18 protein-coding genes and 2 tRNA genes are annotated in these 23,165 nt (G+C 43.0%); 18 read left to right on the forward strand and 2 right to left on the reverse strand.

Going from position 1 to position 23,165, the window contains the following annotated elements; genetic code table 11:
• Nucleotides 1-149: 149 nt before the first annotated feature.
• From JMX97_RS11590 to JMX97_RS11615, 6 genes are all read left to right on the forward strand, one after another.
• Nucleotides 150-644, forward strand: coding sequence for a glutathione peroxidase (locus JMX97_RS11590; protein ID WP_201558301.1), 495 nt, complete (start codon nt 150-152; stop codon nt 642-644).
• 292 nt (nt 645-936) lie between these two features.
• Nucleotides 937-1,012 (forward strand) — tRNA-Val (locus JMX97_RS11595).
• A gap of 54 nt (nt 1,013-1,066) precedes the next feature.
• Nucleotides 1,067-1,143, forward strand: a tRNA-Asp gene (locus tag JMX97_RS11600).
• Nucleotides 1,144-1,599: 456 nt separating this feature from the next.
• Nucleotides 1,600-2,358 carry a hypothetical protein gene (locus JMX97_RS11605; protein ID WP_227671584.1) on the forward strand — a complete coding sequence of 253 codons (759 nt, stop codon included), beginning with the start codon at nt 1,600-1,602 and terminating at the stop codon, nt 2,356-2,358.
• A gap of 221 nt (nt 2,359-2,579) precedes the next feature.
• Nucleotides 2,580-3,485, forward strand: a complete 906-nt coding sequence (gene folD / locus JMX97_RS11610) for a bifunctional methylenetetrahydrofolate dehydrogenase/methenyltetrahydrofolate cyclohydrolase FolD (RefSeq protein ID WP_201558302.1) — start codon at nt 2,580-2,582, stop codon at nt 3,483-3,485.
• Entirely contained in the window at nt 3,485-4,108 is a 624-nt protein-coding gene (locus tag JMX97_RS11615) for a phosphate-starvation-inducible protein PsiE (RefSeq protein WP_227671583.1), read from the forward strand. The genes folD and JMX97_RS11615 overlap by 1 nt, the downstream gene beginning before the upstream one ends.
• 145 nt (nt 4,109-4,253) lie before the next feature.
• Here the strand turns inward: JMX97_RS11615 and corA are convergent, their stop codons facing one another.
• The gene (corA, locus tag JMX97_RS11620) at nt 4,254-5,447 is read right to left on the reverse strand and encodes a magnesium/cobalt transporter CorA (RefSeq protein ID WP_201558304.1); all 1,194 of its coding nucleotides are present in this window, start codon (nt 5,445-5,447) and stop codon (nt 4,254-4,256) included.
• 208 nt (nt 5,448-5,655) lie between these two features.
• On the reverse strand, nt 5,656-6,045 hold the full coding sequence (locus JMX97_RS11625; RefSeq protein WP_201558306.1) for a DUF2237 family protein: 390 nt from the start codon (nt 6,043-6,045) through the stop codon (nt 5,656-5,658).
• Between the two features lie 534 nt (nt 6,046-6,579).
• Between JMX97_RS11625 and JMX97_RS11630 the strand changes: the two genes are divergently transcribed.
• The 12 genes from JMX97_RS11630 (at nt 6,580) to JMX97_RS11685 (ending at nt 23,152) form a co-directional block, all read left to right on the forward strand.
• A complete protein-coding gene (locus JMX97_RS11630) occupies nt 6,580-7,896 on the forward strand; it encodes an ATP phosphoribosyltransferase regulatory subunit (protein WP_201558308.1) in 1,317 nt (438 codons plus the stop codon).
• A gap of 253 nt (nt 7,897-8,149) precedes the next feature.
• On the forward strand, nt 8,150-9,439 hold the full coding sequence (locus JMX97_RS11635) for an adenylosuccinate synthase (RefSeq protein WP_201558309.1): 1,290 nt from the start codon (nt 8,150-8,152) through the stop codon (nt 9,437-9,439).
• Nucleotides 9,440-9,954: 515 nt separating this feature from the next.
• On the forward strand, nt 9,955-10,386 hold the full coding sequence (gene ndk / locus JMX97_RS11640) for a nucleoside-diphosphate kinase (protein ID WP_201558310.1): 432 nt from the start codon (nt 9,955-9,957) through the stop codon (nt 10,384-10,386).
• A 427-nt stretch (nt 10,387-10,813) separates the two neighbouring features.
• The gene (rlmN, locus tag JMX97_RS11645) at nt 10,814-12,058 is read left to right on the forward strand and encodes a 23S rRNA (adenine(2503)-C(2))-methyltransferase RlmN (RefSeq protein WP_227671582.1); all 1,245 of its coding nucleotides are present in this window, start codon (nt 10,814-10,816) and stop codon (nt 12,056-12,058) included.
• A 341-nt stretch (nt 12,059-12,399) separates the two neighbouring features.
• The gene (gene pilW, locus JMX97_RS11650; protein ID WP_227671581.1) at nt 12,400-13,227 is read left to right on the forward strand and encodes a type IV pilus biogenesis/stability protein PilW; all 828 of its coding nucleotides are present in this window, start codon (nt 12,400-12,402) and stop codon (nt 13,225-13,227) included.
• Entirely contained in the window at nt 13,218-14,042 is an 825-nt protein-coding gene (locus JMX97_RS11655; protein WP_320157745.1) for a helix-turn-helix domain-containing protein, read from the forward strand. The genes pilW and JMX97_RS11655 overlap by 10 nt, the downstream gene beginning before the upstream one ends.
• Before the next feature lie 89 nt (nt 14,043-14,131).
• Nucleotides 14,132-15,247 carry a flavodoxin-dependent (E)-4-hydroxy-3-methylbut-2-enyl-diphosphate synthase gene (ispG, locus tag JMX97_RS11660; protein ID WP_201558316.1) on the forward strand — a complete coding sequence of 372 codons (1,116 nt, stop codon included), beginning with the start codon at nt 14,132-14,134 and terminating at the stop codon, nt 15,245-15,247.
• A 69-nt stretch (nt 15,248-15,316) separates the two neighbouring features.
• Nucleotides 15,317-16,633, forward strand: coding sequence for a histidine--tRNA ligase (gene hisS, locus JMX97_RS11665; protein WP_201558318.1), 1,317 nt, complete (start codon nt 15,317-15,319; stop codon nt 16,631-16,633).
• A 203-nt stretch (nt 16,634-16,836) separates the two neighbouring features.
• The gene (locus JMX97_RS11670; RefSeq protein ID WP_201558320.1) at nt 16,837-17,670 is read left to right on the forward strand and encodes a YfgM family protein; all 834 of its coding nucleotides are present in this window, start codon (nt 16,837-16,839) and stop codon (nt 17,668-17,670) included.
• Between the two features lie 147 nt (nt 17,671-17,817).
• Entirely contained in the window at nt 17,818-19,026 is a 1,209-nt protein-coding gene (gene bamB / locus JMX97_RS11675) for an outer membrane protein assembly factor BamB (protein WP_201558321.1), read from the forward strand.
• A gap of 424 nt (nt 19,027-19,450) precedes the next feature.
• Entirely contained in the window at nt 19,451-20,893 is a 1,443-nt protein-coding gene (gene der, locus JMX97_RS11680; protein WP_201558324.1) for a ribosome biogenesis GTPase Der, read from the forward strand.
• A 207-nt stretch (nt 20,894-21,100) separates the two neighbouring features.
• On the forward strand, nt 21,101-23,152 hold the full coding sequence (locus JMX97_RS11685) for a sensor histidine kinase (protein ID WP_201558326.1): 2,052 nt from the start codon (nt 21,101-21,103) through the stop codon (nt 23,150-23,152).
• Nucleotides 23,153-23,165: the final 13 nt, after the last annotated feature.

The following is a 23,165-nucleotide window of genomic DNA, read 5'->3' on the forward strand; positions in this document are numbered from 1 at the left end:
AAGACTAGGACTGTGGCAGTCGGGGCAATTAATCTCTATTTGTGTCTTCATAACCTCAAATATAGCATCTTTGCTTTGGCTGGCACCCCTCCTTTATTTACTCAGCATACTTTTTGATACACCACCAGATAATAAACTAGGGATAAGTTATGAGTAGCATTTACGATTTTACTGCTGAGCGTATGGACGGCACATCGCAAGATTTTGCTGATTATCAAGGCAAAGTACTGCTAATAGTCAATACGGCTAGCAAATGTGGCTTTACCCCGCAGTTTGAAGGGTTAGAAGCGTTACATGAGAAGTATAAAGATCAAGGTTTAGTAGTCATTGGTTTTCCTTGTAATCAATTCGGTGGTCAAGATCCCGGTAGTAACGACGAGATTGGCGCGTTTTGCCAAAAGAACTATGGCGTAAGCTTTCCGATGATGGCTAAGATCGATGTTAATGGTAGTGACGCTCACCCTATTTTTAATTGGTTAAAGGAGCAAAAAGGCGGTGTCTTAACAGACGGTATTAAATGGAATTTCAGCAAGTTTTTAGTCGGTAACGAAGGTCAGGTGCTAGATCGTTATGCATCAACCACTAAACCTGAAGCAATGACAGGTGATATTGAGCAAGCACTGGCATCAGCGAACAATCAGTAAATATTGAATATTGATGATAAAAACATAAAGTCAGTTAAAACAACTGCTTGCCAGTATAGTAATTGATAATGTAAAGAATATGGCACAAAAGGTCAAAAAATATTTGACAGGCCAATGTAAATGTATATAATACACACCCACAGCAAGGGGCTTTAATTAGTTCTACGTTGTTGGAAGTTTTTGTGATTCTAGGGCGTGACACCTTTAGATAGTGATACTTTCAGAAAATTCCCTTCAAGGAATTTTCTCTTGCGAAACTAAAAAAGCGATGCTTTTTTTATACGTTTCTCAAGGGTGATTAGCTCAGTTGGTAGAGCGTCTGCCTTACACGCAGAATGTCGGCGGTTCGAATCCGTCATCACCCACCACTCATTTAGCGAAGTGGTCCTATTTATAAGGGCAAGACGCTAAAAACGACCTAAGCAGCGGTAGTTCAGTTGGTTAGAATACCGGCCTGTCACGCCGGGGGTCGCGGGTTCGAGTCCCGTCCGCTGCGCCATATTTTATAAAAAGCTAAAACGAATTTAAACCTTTGGGTTTAAGCAAGTTTCGCCTCAAACATAACTTTGTTTGGGGTTTTTTTCTGTCTGAATTTCTATGCAAACTCTTTTTTTATATAGGTTTGCTATTTTTATCTACTACCCCATTAGAAGTAGCTTATTCTCTCTCTCTTATCACATCCGATATAAGTTTATGCGAAGACAGTCTACCTTTTAAAAATCAGTGGCCAAGTGCTCGGTGACCAAATGGTGACCATTCTAATGCCAAAAAATGTTCAGCTAAAAATGCGCTCGATGATTATTAGCTTAAATTATGAGTGGATATATCATGGCTTAATAATGTACGATAGCAGAAAATACCTGGCAATTGTTTAACATTAAATTTTCAGCATTAGTAGTTCCAACACTAAGATAAAAAATAGCTTTTAAAATATAGCAGACAAGGAAGTCTTATCATGACCCTATATACTAATAAACCCTTTGGCAATCCTGATTCGTCATCAACAAGATTAATTATAAAGTCAGTTGTCATGGGGACAGCCCTTGCAGCTGTATTGGCCAGCTCAGGCTGTGCTACTGGCTCGTTATTAGAAAGCGATAATCGAGTCAGTAGTAAGACAGTTAAGACTGTCTTGTCTGAAGATCGAATTGTGGCCTTTGGTCGTCCTGCTCAGCCATTAGCCAAGATGCCTAATGCAACGATGGCCATCGTTGGTGAAAAGAACAGTTATGTCCTGACCCAAGGCGGTACAGAAATGGTGAATTTGCTGACCAAGCTGACGCCAAAAAATATCCAAGTTGATAATGACATGGCGTTTTATGTCCCTAACAATGATGGCTATTTTCAGGGACAAATGAAAATGTCCTATGCCAAATTAAAGGACGAGTTTAAGCGCTCAGATTATCAGTTTTTCTTACAAAATTCTGGCCAAGACTGTACCTCAGCCAGTGATCAACGTATCGGAGCCCAGCGTTTTTGTTTTGAAGTACCTATTAAAGGGGCCATTTATCCGCAGGTTAGTAATTTTAACTTAGTGCAATCTAAGTATAGTGCGCTAACCAAACCGTATACGGTGACTTTTTATAATCAATCACAGCAGAATGAAGTCTCTCGTAGTGGGACAAATGGTGCGCAAAAGCTAGTTTTACTACCGTTTGCGTTGGCCTTTGATGTGGTTACTTTACCGTTTCAGTTGTTAGATAGTTTAAACTAGTCAAACTCCTATAATTCCGTGCTGCTTTTTAATTTCATCTGTAAGAAGACAAGCTTTAATACATTGTAGGGAGCAGTCAAGTTTTAGCACGTGCTAGGATTTTTGCGCTTAGGCAGGTACAATACTAGGCTTAATTAAACGCTCTTAAGGATAAGACAGGCATGCAAAGTATTTGCGCGCGCTGTCTTTATTTTTTTATCGCATCCTCTATTGGAGTCATTATGTCCACTGCTAAAGAGTCGTCAACTGCCCAAGGGTCCGCTACCGTTTTGGACGGCAAAGCACTTGCTACACAAATAGAAAAGCAACTAAGCACGCGCGTAGACGCTATCAAGGACAAAACGGGACGTACACCGATCTTAGCGACGATACTGGTCGGTGAGGATCCAGCCTCTGCGACTTATGTCCGGATGAAAGGTAATGCCTGTAAGCGGGTTGGCATGAATTCTATTAAGGTAGAAATGTCGCATAGTACGACCACAGAACAGCTTATTGCTAAGATAAACGAGCTTAATGATAATCCTGATGTTCACGGTATCTTGCTTCAGCATCCGGTACCTGATCACGTTGATGAGCGTGCTTGTTTTGAGCAGATTGATCTGGCAAAAGACGTTGATGGTGTGACCTGCTTGGGTTTTGGGCGTATGAGCATGCAAGAGTCCGCCTTTGGATCATGTACCCCACAGGGCATTATGCATCTATTGCGTCATTATAATATCGAGCTTGCGGGTAAAGAGGCGGTAGTGGTAGGCCGTAGCCCCATCTTAGGTAAGCCGATGGCGATGATGCTATTGAACTCAAACTGTACCGTGACCATTTGCCATTCAAAAACCCAAGATTTGGCTGCTCATGTTAAACGCGCTGATATTATTGTTGGTGCAGTAGGCGTGCCTGAGCTGATTAAAGCCGACTGGATTAAAGCGGGGGCTATCGTCATCGATGCGGGCTTCCATCCGACTGATAACGGCGGTGTAGGCGATATTGAAATGAAGGGTGTAGCAGAGATTGCCAGCGCCTACACTCCAGTACCAGGCGGGGTGGGGCCAATGACCATTAACACCCTTATCCGTCAAACGGTCACTGCCGCTGAAAAATCAGCTGGTCTCGATGTCAGTATGATCGACTAATGAGTCAATCATCTGAGCCGCAATTGCCTTTAAATAAAAAGCAGGATCCTGAAACTACACAGCCTCAGGCTAAATCGACCACGTCTAAGTTGATAGGTTCTAAAATGGCTAAAAAAAACGTAAGTATTCATGAGTGGTTACAGTGCATCGGCAGAGAGTTTGTCGATATATGCCATTACATCATTTTATTTTTAATCAGTGTGGTGGTGGTCTGGACGGCAGGCAAAGAGTTTATCGTGATTGTGCAAAAAGGCTCAGCGGACTTAAAAGATATTTTGATGTTATTCATTTATCTTGAGCTGCTAGCAATGATTGGTATTTATTTTAAAACCCATCGTCTGCCGGTACAGTTTTTGATATTTATTGCCATAACGGCCTTGTCACGACATTTGGTGGTTGATGTGCAGGCGGTATCAGACTACTTTCATCTGTGGTTGCTGGCAACGATTTCTGTGGCTATTATGGCACTGAGCGCCTCTATTGTGGTGCTCACTTGGACCGCAAGAACGTTTGGTCGTCCAGAAGACAATCTAGACAGTCAGCATGCAGAATACCGTATCAAATCGCTTCTTCCTGATAACGCTGAGGCACCTGATAATAGTACGAAACATCGTCGTGAGTGATGATTGAAGCTTGTAATGTGACAAAATAAGAAAGTGGCACTACCAAAAATGCACAAAAAAAGAGCTAACGATGGTAGCTCTTTTTTTGTGTTGAAATTATGCGCTGTTTGGTTGTTAGTTGAACCCTATATTAATTAATAGACACTTATAACCAGCCCAGTCTTTTAAAGTTATAGTATAGATAACTACATAATGAGCCGATAAATAGCATAATAATAAGATACGAGAACTTCCAGTGCAGCTCAGGCATAAAGTCAAAGTTCATACCATAAATACCCGCTATCGCTGTCGGTACGGCTAAGATACCTGCCCAGGCAGCAAGCTTACGTACTACCTCGTTTTGTCCCATAGTTACCATAGCCAAGTAAGTGTTCATCACCACACTGAGCATCTCATTGAGGCCATTAATCGCATCTAAAGAGTGCAATAGATGGTCGTTAACGTCACGGAAATAGGGCTTGGCTGCTTGAGAAAACGGAGAAACCAAATCACTTTTTTTATGATTGATAAAAAAACTACAGATATCTTGGACAGGCAAAATAACCGCTCGCATATGTACCAGTTGTGATTTTAACTCGTACAGATTTTTGAGGGTGCTTTTATTAAATTCATAGGTAAAAATATGGCGCTCTTGCTCACGTAAATAGCTGCCTAAGCGATCGGTGATAGGCATATAATTATCGACTATAAAGTCAAGAGTAGCGTGCAAGACAAAAATAGGCCCCATTCGCAGCTTTTCAGGGCGACGGTGACAATGTTCGCGTACCGGTGCGTAAGAATTTGAAGGACCATTACGAATGGTAATCAGATAGTTCTTGCCCATAAATATCGCCGTCGTACCATAGCGGATAACGTTGTTTTCGAGTTTTGCGGTACGTAACACCACAAATATCGTATTGTTATCATAGTTTTCCACTTTAGCACGTTGATGATCAGCGAACGCATCTTCAATTGCTAGCTCATGTAAGTCGAACGCATTTTGTACCTTCGCGATAGTTTGTAGGCTGGGATCATATAGCCCAAGCCAGATAAACTGACCACTATTAGTCAGCGCCTTACTGACGCCGCTCAGCGCCACTTGATCGAGCTGCTCGCCCGTTTTACGTGAATAGGCATAGCAGTTGACGACTTCATCAGCGCTGGAAGAATCAATATCTTCATAGCGCTCAGAGTCTGGGTCATAGACCGTCATGGTCTCAATCGTACCTTCTGGCGTCGCATCTGCATCACCATAAATATAACTGTCATAATCGGCCATATCTGAGTAAATACGGTTGATATTAGAGTCAGGTGTAATACGAGTTGTGATTTTGACCAACTGGTCGTCATCGTGATTCATACCCCCTCCTTTATTACGATTATGAAAGCTTAGTATGATTATAGGAATTCAGTACAATTATCAAAAACCAGTCACAACAATTAGCAATAAAAAATAGGTAATAAGATCTTGGTTGCTAAACTTTGTTACTAAATTACCTACTATTGATTACTAGTGAGCGTCTAAGACTATTCTAGCTCAGGTTTATCCCTAGAGGTTTAACTAGGATTTATATGGCATAGCGTTTTAGAGTCTCAATATCGACTAGAGCTAATAAGCTTTCGTGACAGCCTTCCAGTTTTAATTGTGGCGCAATATCGAAGTCTAGTGCTTCAACCCAACGCAGGGCGCAGATGCACCAATAGTCGCCAGGCTTTAAGCCGGCAAAGTTATATTCAGGTAGTGGGGTAGTAAGGTCATTACCGCGACTTGATGAAAAGTTTAAAAACTCACTGGTCATCTTGGCACAGACGGTATGCTGACCGACATCATGATTGCCTGTATGACAGAAGCCGTTACGATAATAGCCGGTGATAGGATCAAAGCAGCAGCTGGCGAGGGCAGTGCCCAACACATTGGTTTGATTGATAGCTGGATTGGGATGGTAGTCAGATGACATAAGGCCTCCGAGGGGAATAGTTTTTGAGAAAGATGAAAATAAGGGTGATAAAAATATGCGCTAGTGTAACATGAGTCTAGTAGATTGTTGTCACTCAAATGGTGCTAGCATCAGCATCTATAAGCCTATATAGAATTGCCATAAAATGTAAACTATGAATAATAGATCAATGTTGCTAACTACTGATGTTTCTGACTATTAATCTCCCCAACGACTAAGCATATATTACCTAAAGATTAGGGCTAATTGTGACTAGGCGAAACTTGGTGGCTATGCTAAACTTAAGCGTAAAGTGCCTTGATTATTTATGGCATCAAGGTAGTCGTTTTATCATCCTAGTTTAGTCCTATATATTAATAGCCATTACTCACCCCTTTGGTGTTACCTAGTTTGTTTATAATAATTGGGTCAACGATATTGCGCGCTAAAAGTACAAAGTGCTTTTTTACAAAGTGCCCCTTATTAATTTGATAATAAACATAACCTTATAATGCCGCATTTTTTGGTAAGCGGTACGCCAAACAAGGAATTATTGTGTCTGCCAGTTCTGATTCTGCTAATCCCGCCCTGTCAAGCTCTACCAACCAAGCTGCTGCTATGACTAGTAGGCCTTCTGATAACAGCGTTGTACCCAATCGTCTTCCCTATCTGAGCAGTTTTGCTGCCGAAGTTGCCAATAGCTGGTTGCTGCCTGATGGCGTGGTCGATGTATTGTTTGACGATGCTCAAAAGCAAGAAGTGCTACGGCATAAGCTCACTCAGCAGCTTATCACCTATGGCTATCAGTTGGTTTGTCCGCCAATGATTGAATATACCGAGTCGTTATTAAGTGATGCCTCAGAAGATCTAAAGCGGCAAACTTTTAAGATTATCGATCAGCTCACGGGTCGTTTGATGGGGATACGCGCGGATATCACGCCACAAATTTTACGCATTGATGCGCATCATGGGGGCGCAGGTATTGCCCGTTATTGTTATGCTGGCGATGTCATTCATACTTTGCCATCAGGCTTATTTGGGTCGCGTACGCCGTTGCAATTAGGCGCTGAGATATTCGGTTGCGCCGCGCTTGACGCAGATATTGAGCTGATAGATGTGCTATTTGCGATGATAGATAGCCTGAATATGAGTGCTGCACTACATGTGGACTTAGGTCATGTAGCGATATTCAAACGCTTAGCCGTATTAGCCCAGCTGTCTGAGAATGACACTGAGCAACTGATGCACTTATATGCCAACAAAAATTTGCCAGAACTAAAGCGTGTCAGTCAAGCCTTGCCGATGGGTGAGGACTTTTATGTCTTAGCACGCTTTGGCCATGATATGACGCAGCTATTAACCAAGCTGTCAGACACTGCGCAGCAAGATACGCATATTGCTGAGGCTGTCAATGAGTTACAACGTTTAAAAGCACACTTACAAGACCAATGGCAGTGTCAGGTGAGTATCGATGTTACGGAACTGTCGGGCTATCACTACCACACCGGCATTGTGTTCAATGGCTATATTAACAATGAGACCCAGCCACTAGTACGTGGTGGACGCTTTGATGGATTGCAGAGCGATAGCAAACAGTCACGTGCGGCGACAGGTTTTAGTATGGATGTCAGTCGCTTGCTGGCCCATATTCAACTTGATCAACCGACGGTTGTAGTCGTTGATTATGCGGCTATCAAGAGTGCTGTGGATAATGCAGACAGTACACAGATGCAGGCATTATGGCTGCAGGTTGATAGTTTACGCCAGCAAGGGTATCGCGTGACTATGCCACTAGATGCTGATGATTGCCCAGCAGGTGTCACGCATCGTTTAAACCTTATTGATAATCAGTGGCAGTTACAAACCGTCTAGCCTAAATTCATCATAAATAAATAGCTCAAATACATATTAGTTAAAAAGCAGTATTACTACTTATTGGCTTATTTTCAGCTTAGTTTTTTAAATTGTTATTATATAACCAAGCCAAAATAATACGAGTATAAAGAAACCAAGGGCAGGCTATATCTAGACTATTAAAATAGGTATGGCAAACAAGGTTGACGATGTAGTCGTTTTATAGTGGTCAGATGGTACACACCTCAATACATTATTGTAAGGATTAATCATGGGTAAGAATGTCGTAGTTTTAGGTAGCCAGTGGGGCGATGAAGGTAAAGGTAAAATCGTCGATTTGCTCACTGAAAAAGCCTCAGCGGTCGCTCGTTTTCAAGGCGGTCACAATGCTGGGCATACACTGGTTGTCGACGGCAAAACCACCGTTCTACATTTGATACCCTCAGGTATTCTACGTGAAGGCGTCACTTGCTTTATCGGTAACGGAGTAGTACTTGCCCCTGATGCGCTGCTTAAAGAGATGAAAGAGCTAGAAGACAATAACGTGCCGGTTCGTGAGCGTTTGCGAATTTCACCAAACTGTCCACTCATCATGCCGTATCACGTGGCACTTGATCAAGCGCGTGAAGCCAAGCGTGGCACGGGTAAAATTGGTACTACCGGTCGCGGTATTGGTCCTGCGTATGAAGATAAAGTGGCACGCCGTGCTATTAAACTTGCGGATTTGTTCCGTGATGACTTAGAAGAAAAATTACGCAACCTTATTGAATATCATAACTTTCAGTTGACTCAGTACTATAAAGTCGATGCCATCGATTTTGACCATACTTATCAGCTGTGTAAAGAGTGGAAAGAAGAAATCAAAGGCATGGTTACTGATGTAACTGAAGAGCTTAATCAATTACGCCTTGCTGGCAAAAACCTAATGTTTGAAGGGGCACAAGGAACGTTACTTGATATCGATCACGGTACTTATCCGTTTGTAACTAGCTCAAGCGTGACTGCTGGTGGTGTATCAACTGGTACTGGTATTGGTCCACTATATCTAGATTATGTCTTGGGCATTACTAAAGCCTATACTACTCGTGTGGGTAGCGGTCCGTTCCCAACAGAATTGTTCGACGATGTGGGAGCGCATTTGGCTAAAGTTGGCCATGAATTTGGTGCCACTACTGGACGTGCGCGTCGCTGTGGTTGGTTCGATGCTGAAGCCTTACGTCGTGCAGTCGTACTAAACTCATTATCAGGTATTTGCTTAACCAAGCTTGATGTCCTAGACGGTTTAGAAGAGCTGTTAATCGGTGTCGGCTACGATCTACCAGAGACTGAATTTGCAGGCGCGCATGATGCGGAATTCTATGAGTCAGTAACGCCTAAGTACGAGACGTTGCAAGGCTGGAGCGAATCAACAGTTGGTGTTACTAACTATGACGACTTGCCTGAAAACGCAAAAATATATATCAAACGTATTGAAGCATTAATTGACTGTCCTGTCGATATCATCTCTACCGGCCCTGACCGCGAAGAAACTATAGTTTTACGCGATCCTTATGACGTGTAAGTAACATAAGCAGTCACTATTAGACTGTGATTGTTTGATGACAAAGTAAAACCTCAGTACATTGTGCTGGGGTTTTTGTTTGCGCCACATTTTATAGGTAAGCTTTTAGTAGGCTTTATGGGAATAGAGGAAAACAATGTTAATAATTAATGAACGCTAAGTTTACGTTTAAGTAAGCTATGATTATAAATTGCCCCTATCATTTATAGTATCAATCATTATAATAGGCAGCAATCACACGCTGACCGCTATGTGTCCACATTGGGATGCATAAGTCCGTCAAATTAGCGTGCTGATCAAAGAGCATATAAATTATTTATAGTCGATTCAATTTAAAAACGACACAATGCAAATTGGCTACTGGAATGAATTTTTTGCAGCCTCTGTCACGCTTGCGAACAGCACGCCAGAAAAATTTATACCAGTGGCACGTTGCTACAAACGACTCTCTTTTATTTTGAACTGACTATATTATTTCATTTTTTATCTAACTTATCATTTATTAGGAGCTTTTCATGGCTATCGAACGCACGCTATCTATCATCAAACCTGACGCTGTCGCTGGCAATCATATCGGCGCTATCTACGATCGTTTTGAACAAGCCGGTCTAAAAATTGTTGCCGCTAAAATGCAACAACTAGACGACGAAAAAGCAGGCGGTTTTTATGCTGAGCACTCTGAGCGTCCATTCTACAACGATCTAAAATCTTTTATGACCTCAGGTCCAGTCTTGGTATCAGTACTAGAAGGCGAAAACGCTATCGCTAAGCATCGCGAAATCATGGGCGCTACTAACCCAAAAGACGCTGATAAAGGCACCATCCGTGCTGACTTTGCTAGTAGCATCGATGAAAATGCGGTTCATGGTTCAGATTCAGCCGAATCAGCTCAGCGTGAAATCAGCTACTTCTTCAATGATGACGAAGTTTGTGCTCGTACGCGTTAATAGCTATTAGTAGCGATAGTTATAATTAGCAATCACTGTTAATCTATAAGCATTAACAGAAATTGCTATGAATGATTGTAGATTAATAGTGTCGCAAAACGGCTTATACTCAATAGGGTATAGGCCGTTTCAACCATTATTAATCTTACAAATAAGTTTGTTTTTTATTGAAATTTACCTTAATGCCCTTCATGATAAGTAAATAGTATATTTTTTATCAATTAATCAGCGTTATCAATCCCTTATCAGCATATTGTCTTATTAAGTATTTTCTGTTCAGAATGGTCTTTATGAGACTGTTTATAAGACTTATAAACACTAATTATAAGTTACAAAATTTGCGCTGATAACGGATTGCTCATGCACCACTCACTACATTGCCTATTTTATTCTATGCTAACAAGTTTTACGCCACAGGCCACCTATTATGTCAACAACTGATCAAACACCCACTCAGCCAGTACAAGCGCATACCCCAGCCAAACGCAACAATAGCATCAAGCTATTGGATGAGGCGCACGCAAAAACCAATCTATTAGGTATGACGCAGGCGCAACTTGCTGATTACTTCAAAAGTATCGGCGAAAAACCGTTTCGTGCTACCCAAGTGATTAAGTGGATTTATCAGCAAGGGGTCACTGACTTTGAACAGATGACCAATCTAAGCAAAGGTCTGCGGGATAAGCTGTCAGCCAATGCTTGTGTGACTCCGCCAAAAGTGATTCATCGTCAATATAGTGATGATGGCACGCGTAAATGGGTGTTTGAAGTCACTGGCGGCTCGTTGGTTGAGACCGTTTTAATTCCGGCTGATGACAGCAAGATAAACGGTCGTAAAACCTTATGTGTTTCATCGCAAGTGGGTTGCGCACTAGATTGTAGCTTTTGCAGTACTGGCAAACAGGGATTTGAGCGCGATTTGAGCGCAGCTGAAATTCTTGGGCAATTATGGGTCGCGAATGCCTCGTATATGACCGATGATCAGGACAGTTTGGACGGCGTTGACCACAGCTTATGGGAAAATAACGTGACCAATGTGGTGATGATGGGTATGGGCGAACCGCTACTCAATTATCGTCCAGTAGTCAGCTCGATGGAGCTGATGCTAAGTGATCACGCGTATGGTCTATCCAAGCGCCGCGTAACTTTGTCAACGTCTGGTGTGGTGCCTAAAATGTATAAGCTGGCACAAGATATTGATGTGGCGCTAGCCATATCTTTGCATGCGCCCAATGATGAGCTGCGTAACGAGCTAGTACCGATTAATAAAAAATATCCTCTAGCAGAGCTGATCGCTGCCGCGAAAAACTACGTTCACGATGTCAATCCACGCCACAAAAAACACGTGACCATTGAATATGTCATGCTTGACGGCATTAATGATCATGATGAGCATGCTCATCAGTTGGTAACGCTATTAGACGGTTTACCCAGTAAGATTAACCTTATTCCGTTTAACCCTTTTCCGCATTCAGGGTATGATAAGTCAAGCAATAACCGTCTTCATGCCTTTAGTAATATTCTTAGTGAAGCGGGATTTGTCTGTACCATTCGCCAAACTCGCGGTGATGACATTGATGCTGCCTGCGGTCAATTGGTTGGACAGGTCGCTGACCGTACCAAACGTTCAGCTACATGGCAAAAAAGTATTAAAGACCGTGAAGAGGCTTAACTTGTTCTTTGAAGCAAAAACATTAAAAAAAGAAACTTGATACAAGGGTATTTAAAATAATCTTGGCATAGTCTTTAGCTGTCTTTTATCCCTCTTGATGGTGATAAAAATGTAGCCATAAAGATTAATAACGACTAAATAGCAACTTAATTGTACTTAGTGGTTCTAAATCTATTAAACTGATGCCTCTTTGATCCAAAGCACTGAACCACAGTTTTATTATGGCGGCTATGATGACTTCTAGATATTCTTGTCAAATCAAATCTCAAGAACACTTTTGTTTATCGGCGAATGAGCCTAGGATAACCGCCTATAATCAAACAGGGTGTTCGAAGCGAATTGTGCTAGGAAGTGCGCTAATAGCGTTGCTGCTAACGGGGTGCCAAAGTACCCAAACTAACGATTTGACTGGCGGAACGCGCTATCAAACGACAACCCAGCCAAGCAGCAACCAAAGTAAAGACAAGCAAGAAATTGCTCGCGTTCGCACGTCACTTGCCGCGCAATATATCCGCAAGAACGAGCTTGACACCGCTCAACGTCAGTTAGAAAAAGCTTTTGCTGCTAATAGCCGTTACGCGCCCGCCTATGATATGATGGGCGTTTTATTGCAGCAAGAAGGCAGCCGTCTGAATCTTGAAAAAGCCGATCAATATTTTAAAAAAGCCATTGCGCTTGATAAAGATTTTGATCAGGTGCGCAATAATTATGGCGTGTACTTATCCCAGATGAAACGCTATTCTGAGGCGGCGGCACAGTTTGAGATTGCAGGGTCAGCACTTGGCTATGAAGGTCGTATTGGCGCCCTTGAAAACTTAGGTCGCACCTATCTGCAGCTTAATAATCATCCTGCAGCAGCCAAAGCATTCTTGCGCGCATTAGATGGCAATCGTAATAGCTTAATTGCCCATATTGAGTTGGTTGACTTGTTACTTGAGCAGCAGCGTGTTCAGCAAGCACAGCGGCTTTATGATGAGACTCTAGTATTGGTGCAAGGTCAAGGGGTTAGCCCACGCTTACTCTTACAAGGCATCAAACTTGCTGCCGCCCAAAATAACAAAACGACCCGCCAGCAGTTAGCACAGCAGCTCTTGTCTGCTTATCCGCTGAGCGATGAAGCAAAACAACTTAAGAATTGGCTTAATAATCCAGAGGCATCATGGAAATGACCACCCCATCATCAAACCAACAATCTAACGCTCAGGGATCATTTGGTGCCATGCTGCAGCAAGCCCGCAAAACTAAGCAAGTTAGCTTAGATGACGCGGCAAGTGAACTGTTCATTTTAAAGCGTCACTTGCAAGCGTTAGAAAGTGAAAACTTCTCTGAGCTACCACAAGCGGCTTTTGCCCGTGGCTTTGCGATTAATTACGCTAAGTTTTTGGATATAGATCCTATAAAAATAGCGGCCAGCTTCGATGCGTCTTATCCGAACGAGCTAAAAACCCACTCAGTAAATGACATTGCTTCACCACTGCGCCCAATGGGTACTTTACAGCGTGATACTCATAATCGCATTCGCTTTAACCCGCTGCTAATTGGGGCGGTGATTGCTCTGATTGTGTTAGCAATATTTTTATTTCGCATGGTGAGTAATGCTACCAACGATAATAACCAAGAGCCTACGCCAGTAGCCGAAGGTTTGTCGGCAGCAGAACAAGCGCAAGGTGCCGCGATTAGTACTCAGTCTAGTGGGGTCGGTGCGTCCGGCTCCGCGCTGAATTTAGGTAGTAGTGACAGTATGAGCAGTACCTCTTTAGAGGTTAAACTTACTGATACTACTACCGTTAGTGTCATGGATGCCTCTGGCAGCAGCTTGATGAGTGGTCTGCAAACTGCTGGTAATTATAAGCTATTAGGCACTCCACCCTTTAATATTCAGATTGATAATATCGATAATGCCAGCTTATTGCTTAACCAAGAACCGGTTGCATTGGATCAATATGCGACTGACAAAAAAGCAAGTTTTGAGTTGACGCTTTAATTTATTCAAGAACGCTATAGCAATATAAATTGCCTTATTATAGATTACCATCGTTTTTTATGTCTTAGCTCTGATTGAAGGATTCATATATGTCAACGTCATCGCCTATTAACCGTCGCCTTACTAAAAAAATATACGTCGGTGATGTCGCGATTGGTGGTGATGCACCGATTAGCGTACAAAGCATGACCAATACCGATACCTGCGATGTGGCGGCGACCGTCGCGCAAATCGAGCGCTGCGTCGAGGCGGGTGCTGACTTGATGCGCGTATCGACCCCAACGATGGATACGGTTGAGGCACTTGGTAAAATTCGCAAATTGGTCAGCGTACCCTTGATAGCAGATATTCATTTCGATCATAAAATTGCGCTTGCCGCTGCTGAGGCCGGTGCTGATTGTTTGCGTATTAACCCGGGTAATATTGGTAGCGATGCCAAAGTGCGCGAGGTAGTCGCCTGCGCCAAATATCATAATATTCCTATCCGTATTGGCGTCAATGCCGGTTCATTAGAAAAAGACATTCAGCGCAAATATACCGAGCCAACTGGTGAGGCCATGCTAGAGTCAGCAATGCGTCATATTGACATTCTTGAGCGCCTAAACTTTGATCAATATAAAGTCTCGGTCAAAGCCAGTAATGTGTTTTTGACCTTAGATGCCTATCGCTTAATATCAGCACAGATTGATAATCCGCTTCATCTGGGTGTGACCGAAGCGGGCGTTTACCGTACAGGTGCGGTTAAGTCTGCCATTGCACTTGGTGGCTTATTACTCGACGGTATTGGCGATACCATACGTATCTCGCTGGCAGCAGAACCAGAAGAAGAGATTAAGATTGGTTTCGATATTCTAAAGTCACTTAATATCCGCTCCAATGGCGTAAATTTTATTGCTTGCCCCAGCTGCTCACGGCAAGAGTTTGACGTGATTAGAGTAATGACGGCTTTAGAGGCTCGCTTAGAAGATATTCGGGAACCAATGAATCTATCGGTGATTGGCTGTAAGGTTAATGGTCCAGGTGAGGCCAAAGTGTCTGACATTGGTATCGTAGGCGCGGCGCCCAAATCCTTGGTTTACCGGATGGGCAAAAAAAGCCATTTAATCGATACGGACAATCTGGTCGATGAAATAGAAGGTATGGTACGTGCCCATGCTGATGAGCTAGCAAAATCACGTGAAAACGAAATTATCCGAGTAAAATAGCGCTCAGTTAATCACAGAGACAACAATAATAAAGTTAACAGCACTAACGTTTGAGGATATAACGGTACCATGATCAAAGCTATCAAAGGGTTTAACGATATTTTGCCAGAGCAGGCAGCAAAGTGGTTGCAATTAGAAGCGATATTAACCGATGTGCTGGGCAGATATGGTTTTGAGAATATTCGTTTACCGATCGTTGAGCAAACCGATCTATTTACTCGGGCTATTGGTGGCGCTACTGACATTGTCGAAAAAGAGATGTATAGCTTTACCGACAAGTCTGATCCACCAACGCCATTAGCCTTACGTCCTGAAGGCACGGCGGGGGCGGTACGAGCAGTCATTGAGCATAATCTATTACGCGGTGACACCCCAAAGTTGTGGTATATCGGTCCTATGTTTCGCTATGAGCGTCCGCAAAAAGGTCGCTATCGTCAGTTTCACCAACTGGGTGTTGAGAGCTTTGGTAGTGCGCTACCGGATGCTGATGCAGAACTAATCGCTATGACCCATTTAATGTGGCAAGCGCTTGGTCTAAAAGATGAGATGCATCTTCAGCTGAACAGTCTAGGCGAGCCTGATGAGCGTTATGCCTATCGCGAAGCGTTGGTTGCTTATTTGACTGATAAACAAGATCAGTTAGATGATGACAGTAAGCGTCGGTTAACGACCAATCCGCTGCGCATTTTGGATAGTAAAGATGCGAGCACACAAGCGGTACTGGCTGATGCGCCGAAGCTTGCTGAATTTTTGGGTGCGGAGAGTGTGGCGCATTTTGAACAAGTTCAAGCCTATCTGACGGCGCTTGGTATTGATTATGAGCTGAACCCGCATCTGGTACGAGGCCTTGATTATTATAATAAAACCGTCTTTGAATGGGTGACCGATAAGCTTGGCAGTCAAGCAACGGTTTGTGCTGGCGGTCGCTATGATGGTCTAGTTGGTGAAGTGAAGTCTATAGGTGCGCGTGACGGCGCGCAGGATAAGAAGCCTGTAAAGTCTGAGCCTGCCGTTGGTTTTGCTATGGGTCTTGAGCGTTTACTATTGCTCATTGAGGCTGTGGCGCCACTGGCTGATTTATCAGCTTGTGACGTTTTTGTAGTCGCGCATCCTGATGTTTATAGTGCGGGTATCGGCTATGCACAAAACTTACGTTACGCTCGCCCAGACCTGCGCATTAAAATGGCGAGCGCTACCAGCCTAAAAGCACAGATGAAAAAAGCAGATAAATCAGGGGCAGCGCTGACTGTTATTATTGCGCAGCAAGAGCTTGACGATCAAACCATCAGCATCAAAGACATGCAGACTGGTGAGCAAAGGACAGCCGCGCAAAATTGGTTGTCAGATGCAGAGAATTTCTCATGTGAGCGCTCTAGCCAGCAGTGACTTGAGTAAGCCGTAGATAGTTAGTTAATTAATGGTTAACAGCTGCTAGGTAAGACTTCTATTCTTAGCAGAAATAAACCTACTGTATGTAGGTTTAGAAACCACTATATGTGATTATAAAAATAACGTTTAAAATTAATATTTAGTAGCAATAAGCGCGTATAACATTATTGTAGTCTCTAGTTTTTATCAGGTAAATAAACATGGCTCAGACACCTCGTTCGCCGAATGCAGATAACTCAATGCAAGCGCTTAAGCAATATGGCAGCTATATTCTCACTGCTATTTTATTGGCGCTAGCCGGCTACTTTGGCTGGACATATTGGCAAGACAACCATGCGCGGGTAGATACGGTCGCTGCTGACCAATATGCAGACATTCAACGGCTTAATGAAGAGGTCAGTCTAGCAGCGCAAAACCCAGATTTAGAAGCAGAGGCGCAAACGGCACTCGTAGACAGTCGTACGCAGCTCAACAAGAATATCGATGCGCTTGTTAGTACTCATGGTGACTCTGTATACGCATGGCAGGCATTAATGATTAAAGCACGTCAGCAAGTCGATAGTGATGACTTTGCCGGCGCGGGTGAAACCTTAAAAAAAGCGCTAGCGATCGATTTGGGTGACGCTGGTCTAAAGGCCATTACGCGCTTGCGTTATGCGTCGACCTTACTGGCATCAGGTGATGCTGATGCTGCATTGGCTGAAGCTAACAACGATATACCCAGCTCATTTGAAGCCAGTCAGCAAGAGTTGTTAGGCGATATTTATCTGGCAAAAGACGATGAAAAGGCCGCTATTCGAGCTTATAATAACGCTTGGGAGCTACTGCGGAAGCGTCAAGAAACGCGTGCAGTATTAGCATTGAAAATGGAAGGCTTAGGTATCATCCCTGATCCTATTAGCGAGCCAACCAGCCTTATTCGAGCTTCTGTTGCTCCTGAACAGCCGCTAGTAACTGAGAATACTACAGAGAGTTCTGAAAATGGCGTTGCTGGCACTGCGCCAAGCGACTCTTCAGGTAATATAGAGAACTAAGCAGCACAGAAAATAGCGCAGTAAGTCAGTAGGATCATATTAATATATAGTGTTGGTTTAGGGTGCTATCCGCTTTTTATTCACCGCTGGTTTATGTACTGATAGCCCATTTAATAATCGTTAATTTATTCGTAGTGAGAACATATAATGACCCGATCTATTCGCTCCAGTAAAATTATAAAAGGCAACACTATCAAAGCGACTGTCATGTATGTGGCAGTATTGGCGTTGATGACTACGGCTGTCGTTGGCTGTAACCGTGGTATCAAGCCGGTTGTGAATGATCCTGTGAAACTGGTACAAATTGCACAGCCCATTAGTGTGCTACAGCCAGTCTTTAATGTTGATGTTGGCAATAAAAAAGCCAGCAGAAAAGACCCGCTTAGCTTGCAAGTTGGTTATGATAAAACACAGATGGTAACTGCATCACGCGGGGGCGATTTAGCGGGCTTTGATAAGGCGGGTCAGCGTTTATGGTCACTTAATGTTGGTGAGCAAATCACTGGCGGCGTCGCATTAGATCCTTTGAGCCAAACGGCTATCGTCAGTACCCGCAGCGGGAAAGTACTAGCATTTGATAGTGCTACTGGCGCGAAACGTTGGCAGCAGCAGTTGTCAGGTTCGGTACTCACGCCTGCGCTGATTACCAATAACCGGGTGATTTTGTCTGCCAATAACGGCTTCTTACATGGTTTGTCTCTGCAAACTGGTCAGTCAGTATGGCAGTTTGCTACTCAAGTACCGGCGATCAGCATTCGCGGCGCTGCTGCACCAACCTTGTTGGATGATAAAACTGCCTTACTTGCGACCGCCGATGGACGCTTGCATGCCATTACTACCGATAGCGGGTTGCCTCAATGGTCAAGACGCATTGGAGTAGGCACAGGCAGCAGCGAAGTTGAGCGCATGAGTGATGTCGATGGTATGCCTATTGTTGATAGTAATCAGCTGTTTGCCATCAGCTATAGCGGTCAACTGATCGGGATTGACTTAGCATCGCGGCAGGTGATGTTTGTCAATGAACTTGCTAGTCTGAAAGCGCTTGCAGTAAATAACCAGCAAGTGATTGCGACCAGTTTAGACGGCAAAGTCGTTGCCTATGATCGCAGCAATGGTCAAACATTGTGGGAAAGTGAAGCGCTGGCTTATCGCGATCTGACCAATCCAGTCATGATTGGCAATTATATTGCAGTCGGTGATTTGGATGGCGTCGTACATCTATTTAATCCTGCGACCGGTAACATTGTGAGCCGTGTGGAGACCAAAGGAGCGCTTACCAATTTACAAGTACAAGGTAGCCGTTTGATGACCCAAAGTACGTCGGGGCAAGTGGCTATTTGGCAGCTGGCACGTTAAGCGCTGTATTACCATAACCTCAATTAAAACAGTATCGGTCAATATTTTTAATTAATGATGCTGTTTTGATTAGCGATAGTATTTTAATTGACGCTAATAGTTAATATTAATTTTACCGGATATAAACGCTGCTTGGTCAGCGTTTAATGCCTTTTGTAAATTGCTTGTTTAAAACCTTTGTTTCGCGTAATCTATGCGCCCTTAGTCAATTTGGTGTTTGCTTCCGCGCTTATTAGACTCTGGTTAATTATTTATTGTTCAACTACTATTAGATTGAATTGATATACTAATCAATAGTTTAGTAACTGCCAGCTATTTATCTTATTAAAACTCTATTATCATTATCATTCATTTAAGTTTGCGGTAATATACAGCGTATTCGCTGTTATCATTGTCCGTCACTGCACATCATCGAGAGTAGCGCATGAGTATCAAGCCAGTGGTCGCCTTAATTGGTCGCCCAAATGTCGGTAAATCCACCTTATTTAATCAGTTTACTAAAAGTCGGCAGGCCTTGGTTGCCGATCTATCAGGCCTGACTCGTGATCGTCAATATGGTGACGCTGAATATGAAGGCAAATCATTTATTGTCGTAGATACTGGCGGTATTGGTGAAGCAGACGATGGTAGAGGCTATATTGATGATTATATGTCTGAGCAATCGCATACCGCGATTCATGAAGCGGATATCATCGTCTTTGTCGTCGATGCTCGTGTAGGCTTGATCGGTGCTGATGCCGAAATTGGTAAGTTCTTGCACACCTTGGGCAAACCAGTATATGTGGTTGCCAATAAGGTTGACGGCGTTCATGATTCTGCACCCGCTGAGTTTTATGCATTAGGCTTAGGTGAGCCGTATCCGATGGCAGCCAGTCATGGTCGCGGTGTTGGTAATCTGCTTGAAGTTCTAACTGCTGATATGCCAGAGCAAGACAATATACAAGAGCCAAATGGCCTAAAGCTCGCCATCATCGGCCGTCCAAATGTTGGCAAGTCAACGCTAGTGAACCGCCTGTTAGGTGAAGACCGTGTCGTGGTGTTCGATATGCCGGGTACGACGCGCGACAGTATTTATATTCCTTATCAGCGCAATGGCAAAGACTATGTGTTGATTGATACGGCTGGGGTACGTCGCCGTGGCAAAATCGATGAGAAAGTAGAAAAATTCTCCGTTATCAAGACCTTGCAAGCTATCGACGACTCAAATGTCACTATTATTGTCATTGATGCTCAAGAAGGTATCGTAGATCAAGATTTGCATATGATTGGTTATGCGCTTGATGCTGGTCGCGCCTTAGTGGTCGCTATTAACAAATGGGATGGCTTAAGCTCTGATCAAAAAGATTATATTAAGTTGGAAATGGATCGCCGTTTTAACTTTATCTCGTATGTTAAAGTTCATATGATATCTGCATTGCATGGTACGAATGTGGGCAACTTATATCCATCAATCCTACGTGCTTATCAGTCTTCAATGTTTGAAGTATCAACCAACCGTTTGACCCAAATTCTGCAAGATGCGGTTACTGCAAACCCACCACCGACTGTGGCTGGTCGCCGTATCAAGCTGCGTTATGCGCATATTGGCGGTCATAATCCGCCAGTTATTGTTATTCATGGTAACCAAACTGGCTCGCTACCTAAGAGCTATCAGCGCTACCTTGAGAACCAATTCCGTGAGGTCTTTAAGCTTGAAGGCACCCCGCTCAATGTGGTTTTTAAGCTCAACGAAAATCCATATGCTGGTAAAAGTGACACCCCAACCAAAGCTAAAGCCCAACAGCTGCGTCAGCGCGAGCGTAATCGGGCACAGAAGTTCACTACTAAAGAGAAAAAGTTTACTACCAAAGACAAGAAGCCTCGTTAAGCTATCTTCTTTATGATTCTCTTTATAACTTATCAGACATTCGAGTAGAGTTGATAACGTTTTATAATGGTGCCGATGGTAGTCATCATTATAAAATGTTATCAAAAATACACAGATATTTCACTTCTCATGCCTTATCCTACTAACAATGTAATACAAATAAAAAGTGTAATACAAATAAAAGTCGCCCTAACTTAATTGAGTGACATGAACAACCATCCGTTTCGAACCTTTCCTGCGCTTATTCGTCGCTCTGTCCTACAAGCCATAGTGTTGGCAGCGTTGGCTGTTTTTCTATTGTCTTGCACCTATGGGCTGGTACAGCATTATCAGCAAAAGCGTCAGCATATCCAGCAATTGGCCGCACTACTTACTAATAGCGCCTCAACGGAAAATGGGGCTAATTTAGTCGCCAAGCAAGTCAGCATCTTATTAGATGATGAACCCAACATCCAAAGTATTTTATTTTATTCAACCAGTTATCCTGTCGTTAATCTCGATCAATCGACTATTGATAAAACTTATGATGACTGGCAGAACGCTTTGTTTGCGAATACTGTTAGCTTCAATTATTCAGTAACCAACCCTGATATTAGTATTCGTGGCAGTGAAAGTAACAGTAACAGTAAAAATACCGAACAACGCGCAAGCTCTAGCCAGCCTTTGGCAACGACCTCAACAAGTAGTAAGCCTGAATCAACGGCGACCAATATTCGGTCAACTGATACTAATGCTTTAAATAAGACTTTAGATAGCACCCTAAATAGTACCTTAAATAGCAACGCCTTCGATGACCCTAATACTTTATTGGGTTATATCAATATCACTCTAGACGTTAATCAACTGCGTTGGGATTGGTTTCGAAGTCATTTACCTTTATGGCTTATCATCATTGCATTGGGTAGTGTTTGGGGCTGGTTTATACTCCGCAAGCTCAGCGGCCCCGTTAAAGACGTTGCCGCGCTGGCTGAAGCATGTGACATCATCAATGGTAATCCAGAGCTTGAGCAGCTACCAATCATTCGGCAGCGTTTCGAGCTGCAAGAGCTGATACAAATTAAGCAGGCCTTGATTAACCTGTTTGCTCGTCTACAGCAGACGAAGCAAGACTATGAGACGCTTGCCGACTTTGAACAGCAGCTACACAATAAGGATTTGTCGCTTAATTTGCAGCGCCATAATTTCCAAAGTATGATTACTCATGAGCTTAAAACCTCCTTAAATGCAATTGTTGGTGGCTTACAATTACTGGACAATCAGTACTTAAATGCTGAGCAAAAAGACGTAGTGGCTATCATTCGTAAGGGCAGTCAACAATTAGTGCTAACGCTTGATCAGATTATTCAATTGAATAAGATAGAAAAAGGTCAAGTCAGTATTAACCTAAGCGAATTTAATCCTCTACAATTGATTGCGGATCTTCTTGCAGAATATGAGCCTATTGCCAAGAAAAAGGGTCTGAAGTTGACCAGTAATATTCATCATATTGATTATATACTTGAAGGCGACGCGCCAAAAATTCAGCAAGTTTTATCTCTACTGATCGATAATGCCGTTAAATTTACCCCGTTAGGGCAAGTCACTATTGAGTCACAACTGACTCATTTTAACGAAAGTAACCGCTGGCAGATTAACGTAAAAGATACCGGTATCGGTATCGATTCCGACTATATAGATGATATTTTTAATCCATTTTTTCAAGTGGATTCATCGCAAACACGTGAATACGAAGGTACAGGAATAGGCTTGCTAGTCGTTAAGCAAATGGCACAGCTGATTGGTGCCGCTATTGAGGTTGACAGCACACTAGGTATAGGCAGCCAATTTACGATCATCATTCCTCTGCGCAATCAGTACCAAGCTCGTCAGCAGCACTTGTTTGCTGGATTGGTTATTGTCTATTATTACTATCATGAGATGGGTTTTTTGGTCGATGAATTACAGCGTCTTGGCGCTACGGTCACTTGTTATCAGTATGAACAGTTAGTCCTTGATCAGATGAATACCATAAAAGCGGATGTGGTGATGTTTGCAGAGGATGTGTTACCGGACAAAGCAGAAACGATAGCAAAGCGTATCCGTAAGTACGAAACGGCTCATCGTAGTTTATTAATTTATTGGTATTCACCGCACCAAGCATCTTATTTAGACAGCTTTGAACATGGGTTAAAAGCGGCGGGTATAGACTACTGCTACAGCGTAATACGTGATAACAAAGTATTAAGTGACCGACTAAAAGAGTGGTTGGCATGGACATAAATATCAAAGCATT

The sequence above is a fragment of the Psychrobacter sp. 72-O-c genome, from assembly GCF_904846605.1.
In the GTDB taxonomy this organism is placed as follows: Bacteria; Pseudomonadota; Gammaproteobacteria; order Pseudomonadales; family Moraxellaceae; genus Psychrobacter.

Excerpts from the sequence above, each read along its gene's own strand:
- JMX97_RS11590 (WP_201558301.1), top strand. The coding sequence starts at position 150 with ATGAGTAGCATTTACGATTTTACTGCTGAGCGTATGGACGGCACATCG.
- JMX97_RS11605 (WP_227671584.1), top strand. The coding sequence starts at position 1,600 with ATGACCCTATATACTAATAAACCCTTTGGCAATCCTGATTCGTCATCA.
- folD (WP_201558302.1), top strand. The coding sequence starts at position 2,580 with ATGTCCACTGCTAAAGAGTCGTCAACTGCCCAAGGGTCCGCTACCGTT.
- JMX97_RS11615 (WP_227671583.1), top strand. The coding sequence starts at position 3,485 with ATGAGTCAATCATCTGAGCCGCAATTGCCTTTAAATAAAAAGCAGGAT.
- corA (WP_201558304.1), bottom strand. The coding sequence starts at position 5,447 with ATGAATCACGATGACGACCAGTTGGTCAAAATCACAACTCGTATTACA.
- JMX97_RS11625 (WP_201558306.1), bottom strand. The coding sequence starts at position 6,045 with ATGTCATCTGACTACCATCCCAATCCAGCTATCAATCAAACCAATGTG.
- JMX97_RS11635 (WP_201558309.1), top strand. The coding sequence starts at position 8,150 with ATGGGTAAGAATGTCGTAGTTTTAGGTAGCCAGTGGGGCGATGAAGGT.
- ndk (WP_201558310.1), top strand. The coding sequence starts at position 9,955 with ATGGCTATCGAACGCACGCTATCTATCATCAAACCTGACGCTGTCGCT.
- rlmN (WP_227671582.1), top strand. The coding sequence starts at position 10,814 with ATGTCAACAACTGATCAAACACCCACTCAGCCAGTACAAGCGCATACC.
- JMX97_RS11655 (WP_320157745.1), top strand. The coding sequence starts at position 13,218 with ATGGAAATGACCACCCCATCATCAAACCAACAATCTAACGCTCAGGGA.
- ispG (WP_201558316.1), top strand. The coding sequence starts at position 14,132 with ATGTCAACGTCATCGCCTATTAACCGTCGCCTTACTAAAAAAATATAC.
- hisS (WP_201558318.1), top strand. The coding sequence starts at position 15,317 with ATGATCAAAGCTATCAAAGGGTTTAACGATATTTTGCCAGAGCAGGCA.
- JMX97_RS11670 (WP_201558320.1), top strand. The coding sequence starts at position 16,837 with ATGGCTCAGACACCTCGTTCGCCGAATGCAGATAACTCAATGCAAGCG.
- bamB (WP_201558321.1), top strand. The coding sequence starts at position 17,818 with ATGACCCGATCTATTCGCTCCAGTAAAATTATAAAAGGCAACACTATC.
- der (WP_201558324.1), top strand. The coding sequence starts at position 19,451 with ATGAGTATCAAGCCAGTGGTCGCCTTAATTGGTCGCCCAAATGTCGGT.
- JMX97_RS11685 (WP_201558326.1), top strand. The coding sequence starts at position 21,101 with ATGAACAACCATCCGTTTCGAACCTTTCCTGCGCTTATTCGTCGCTCT.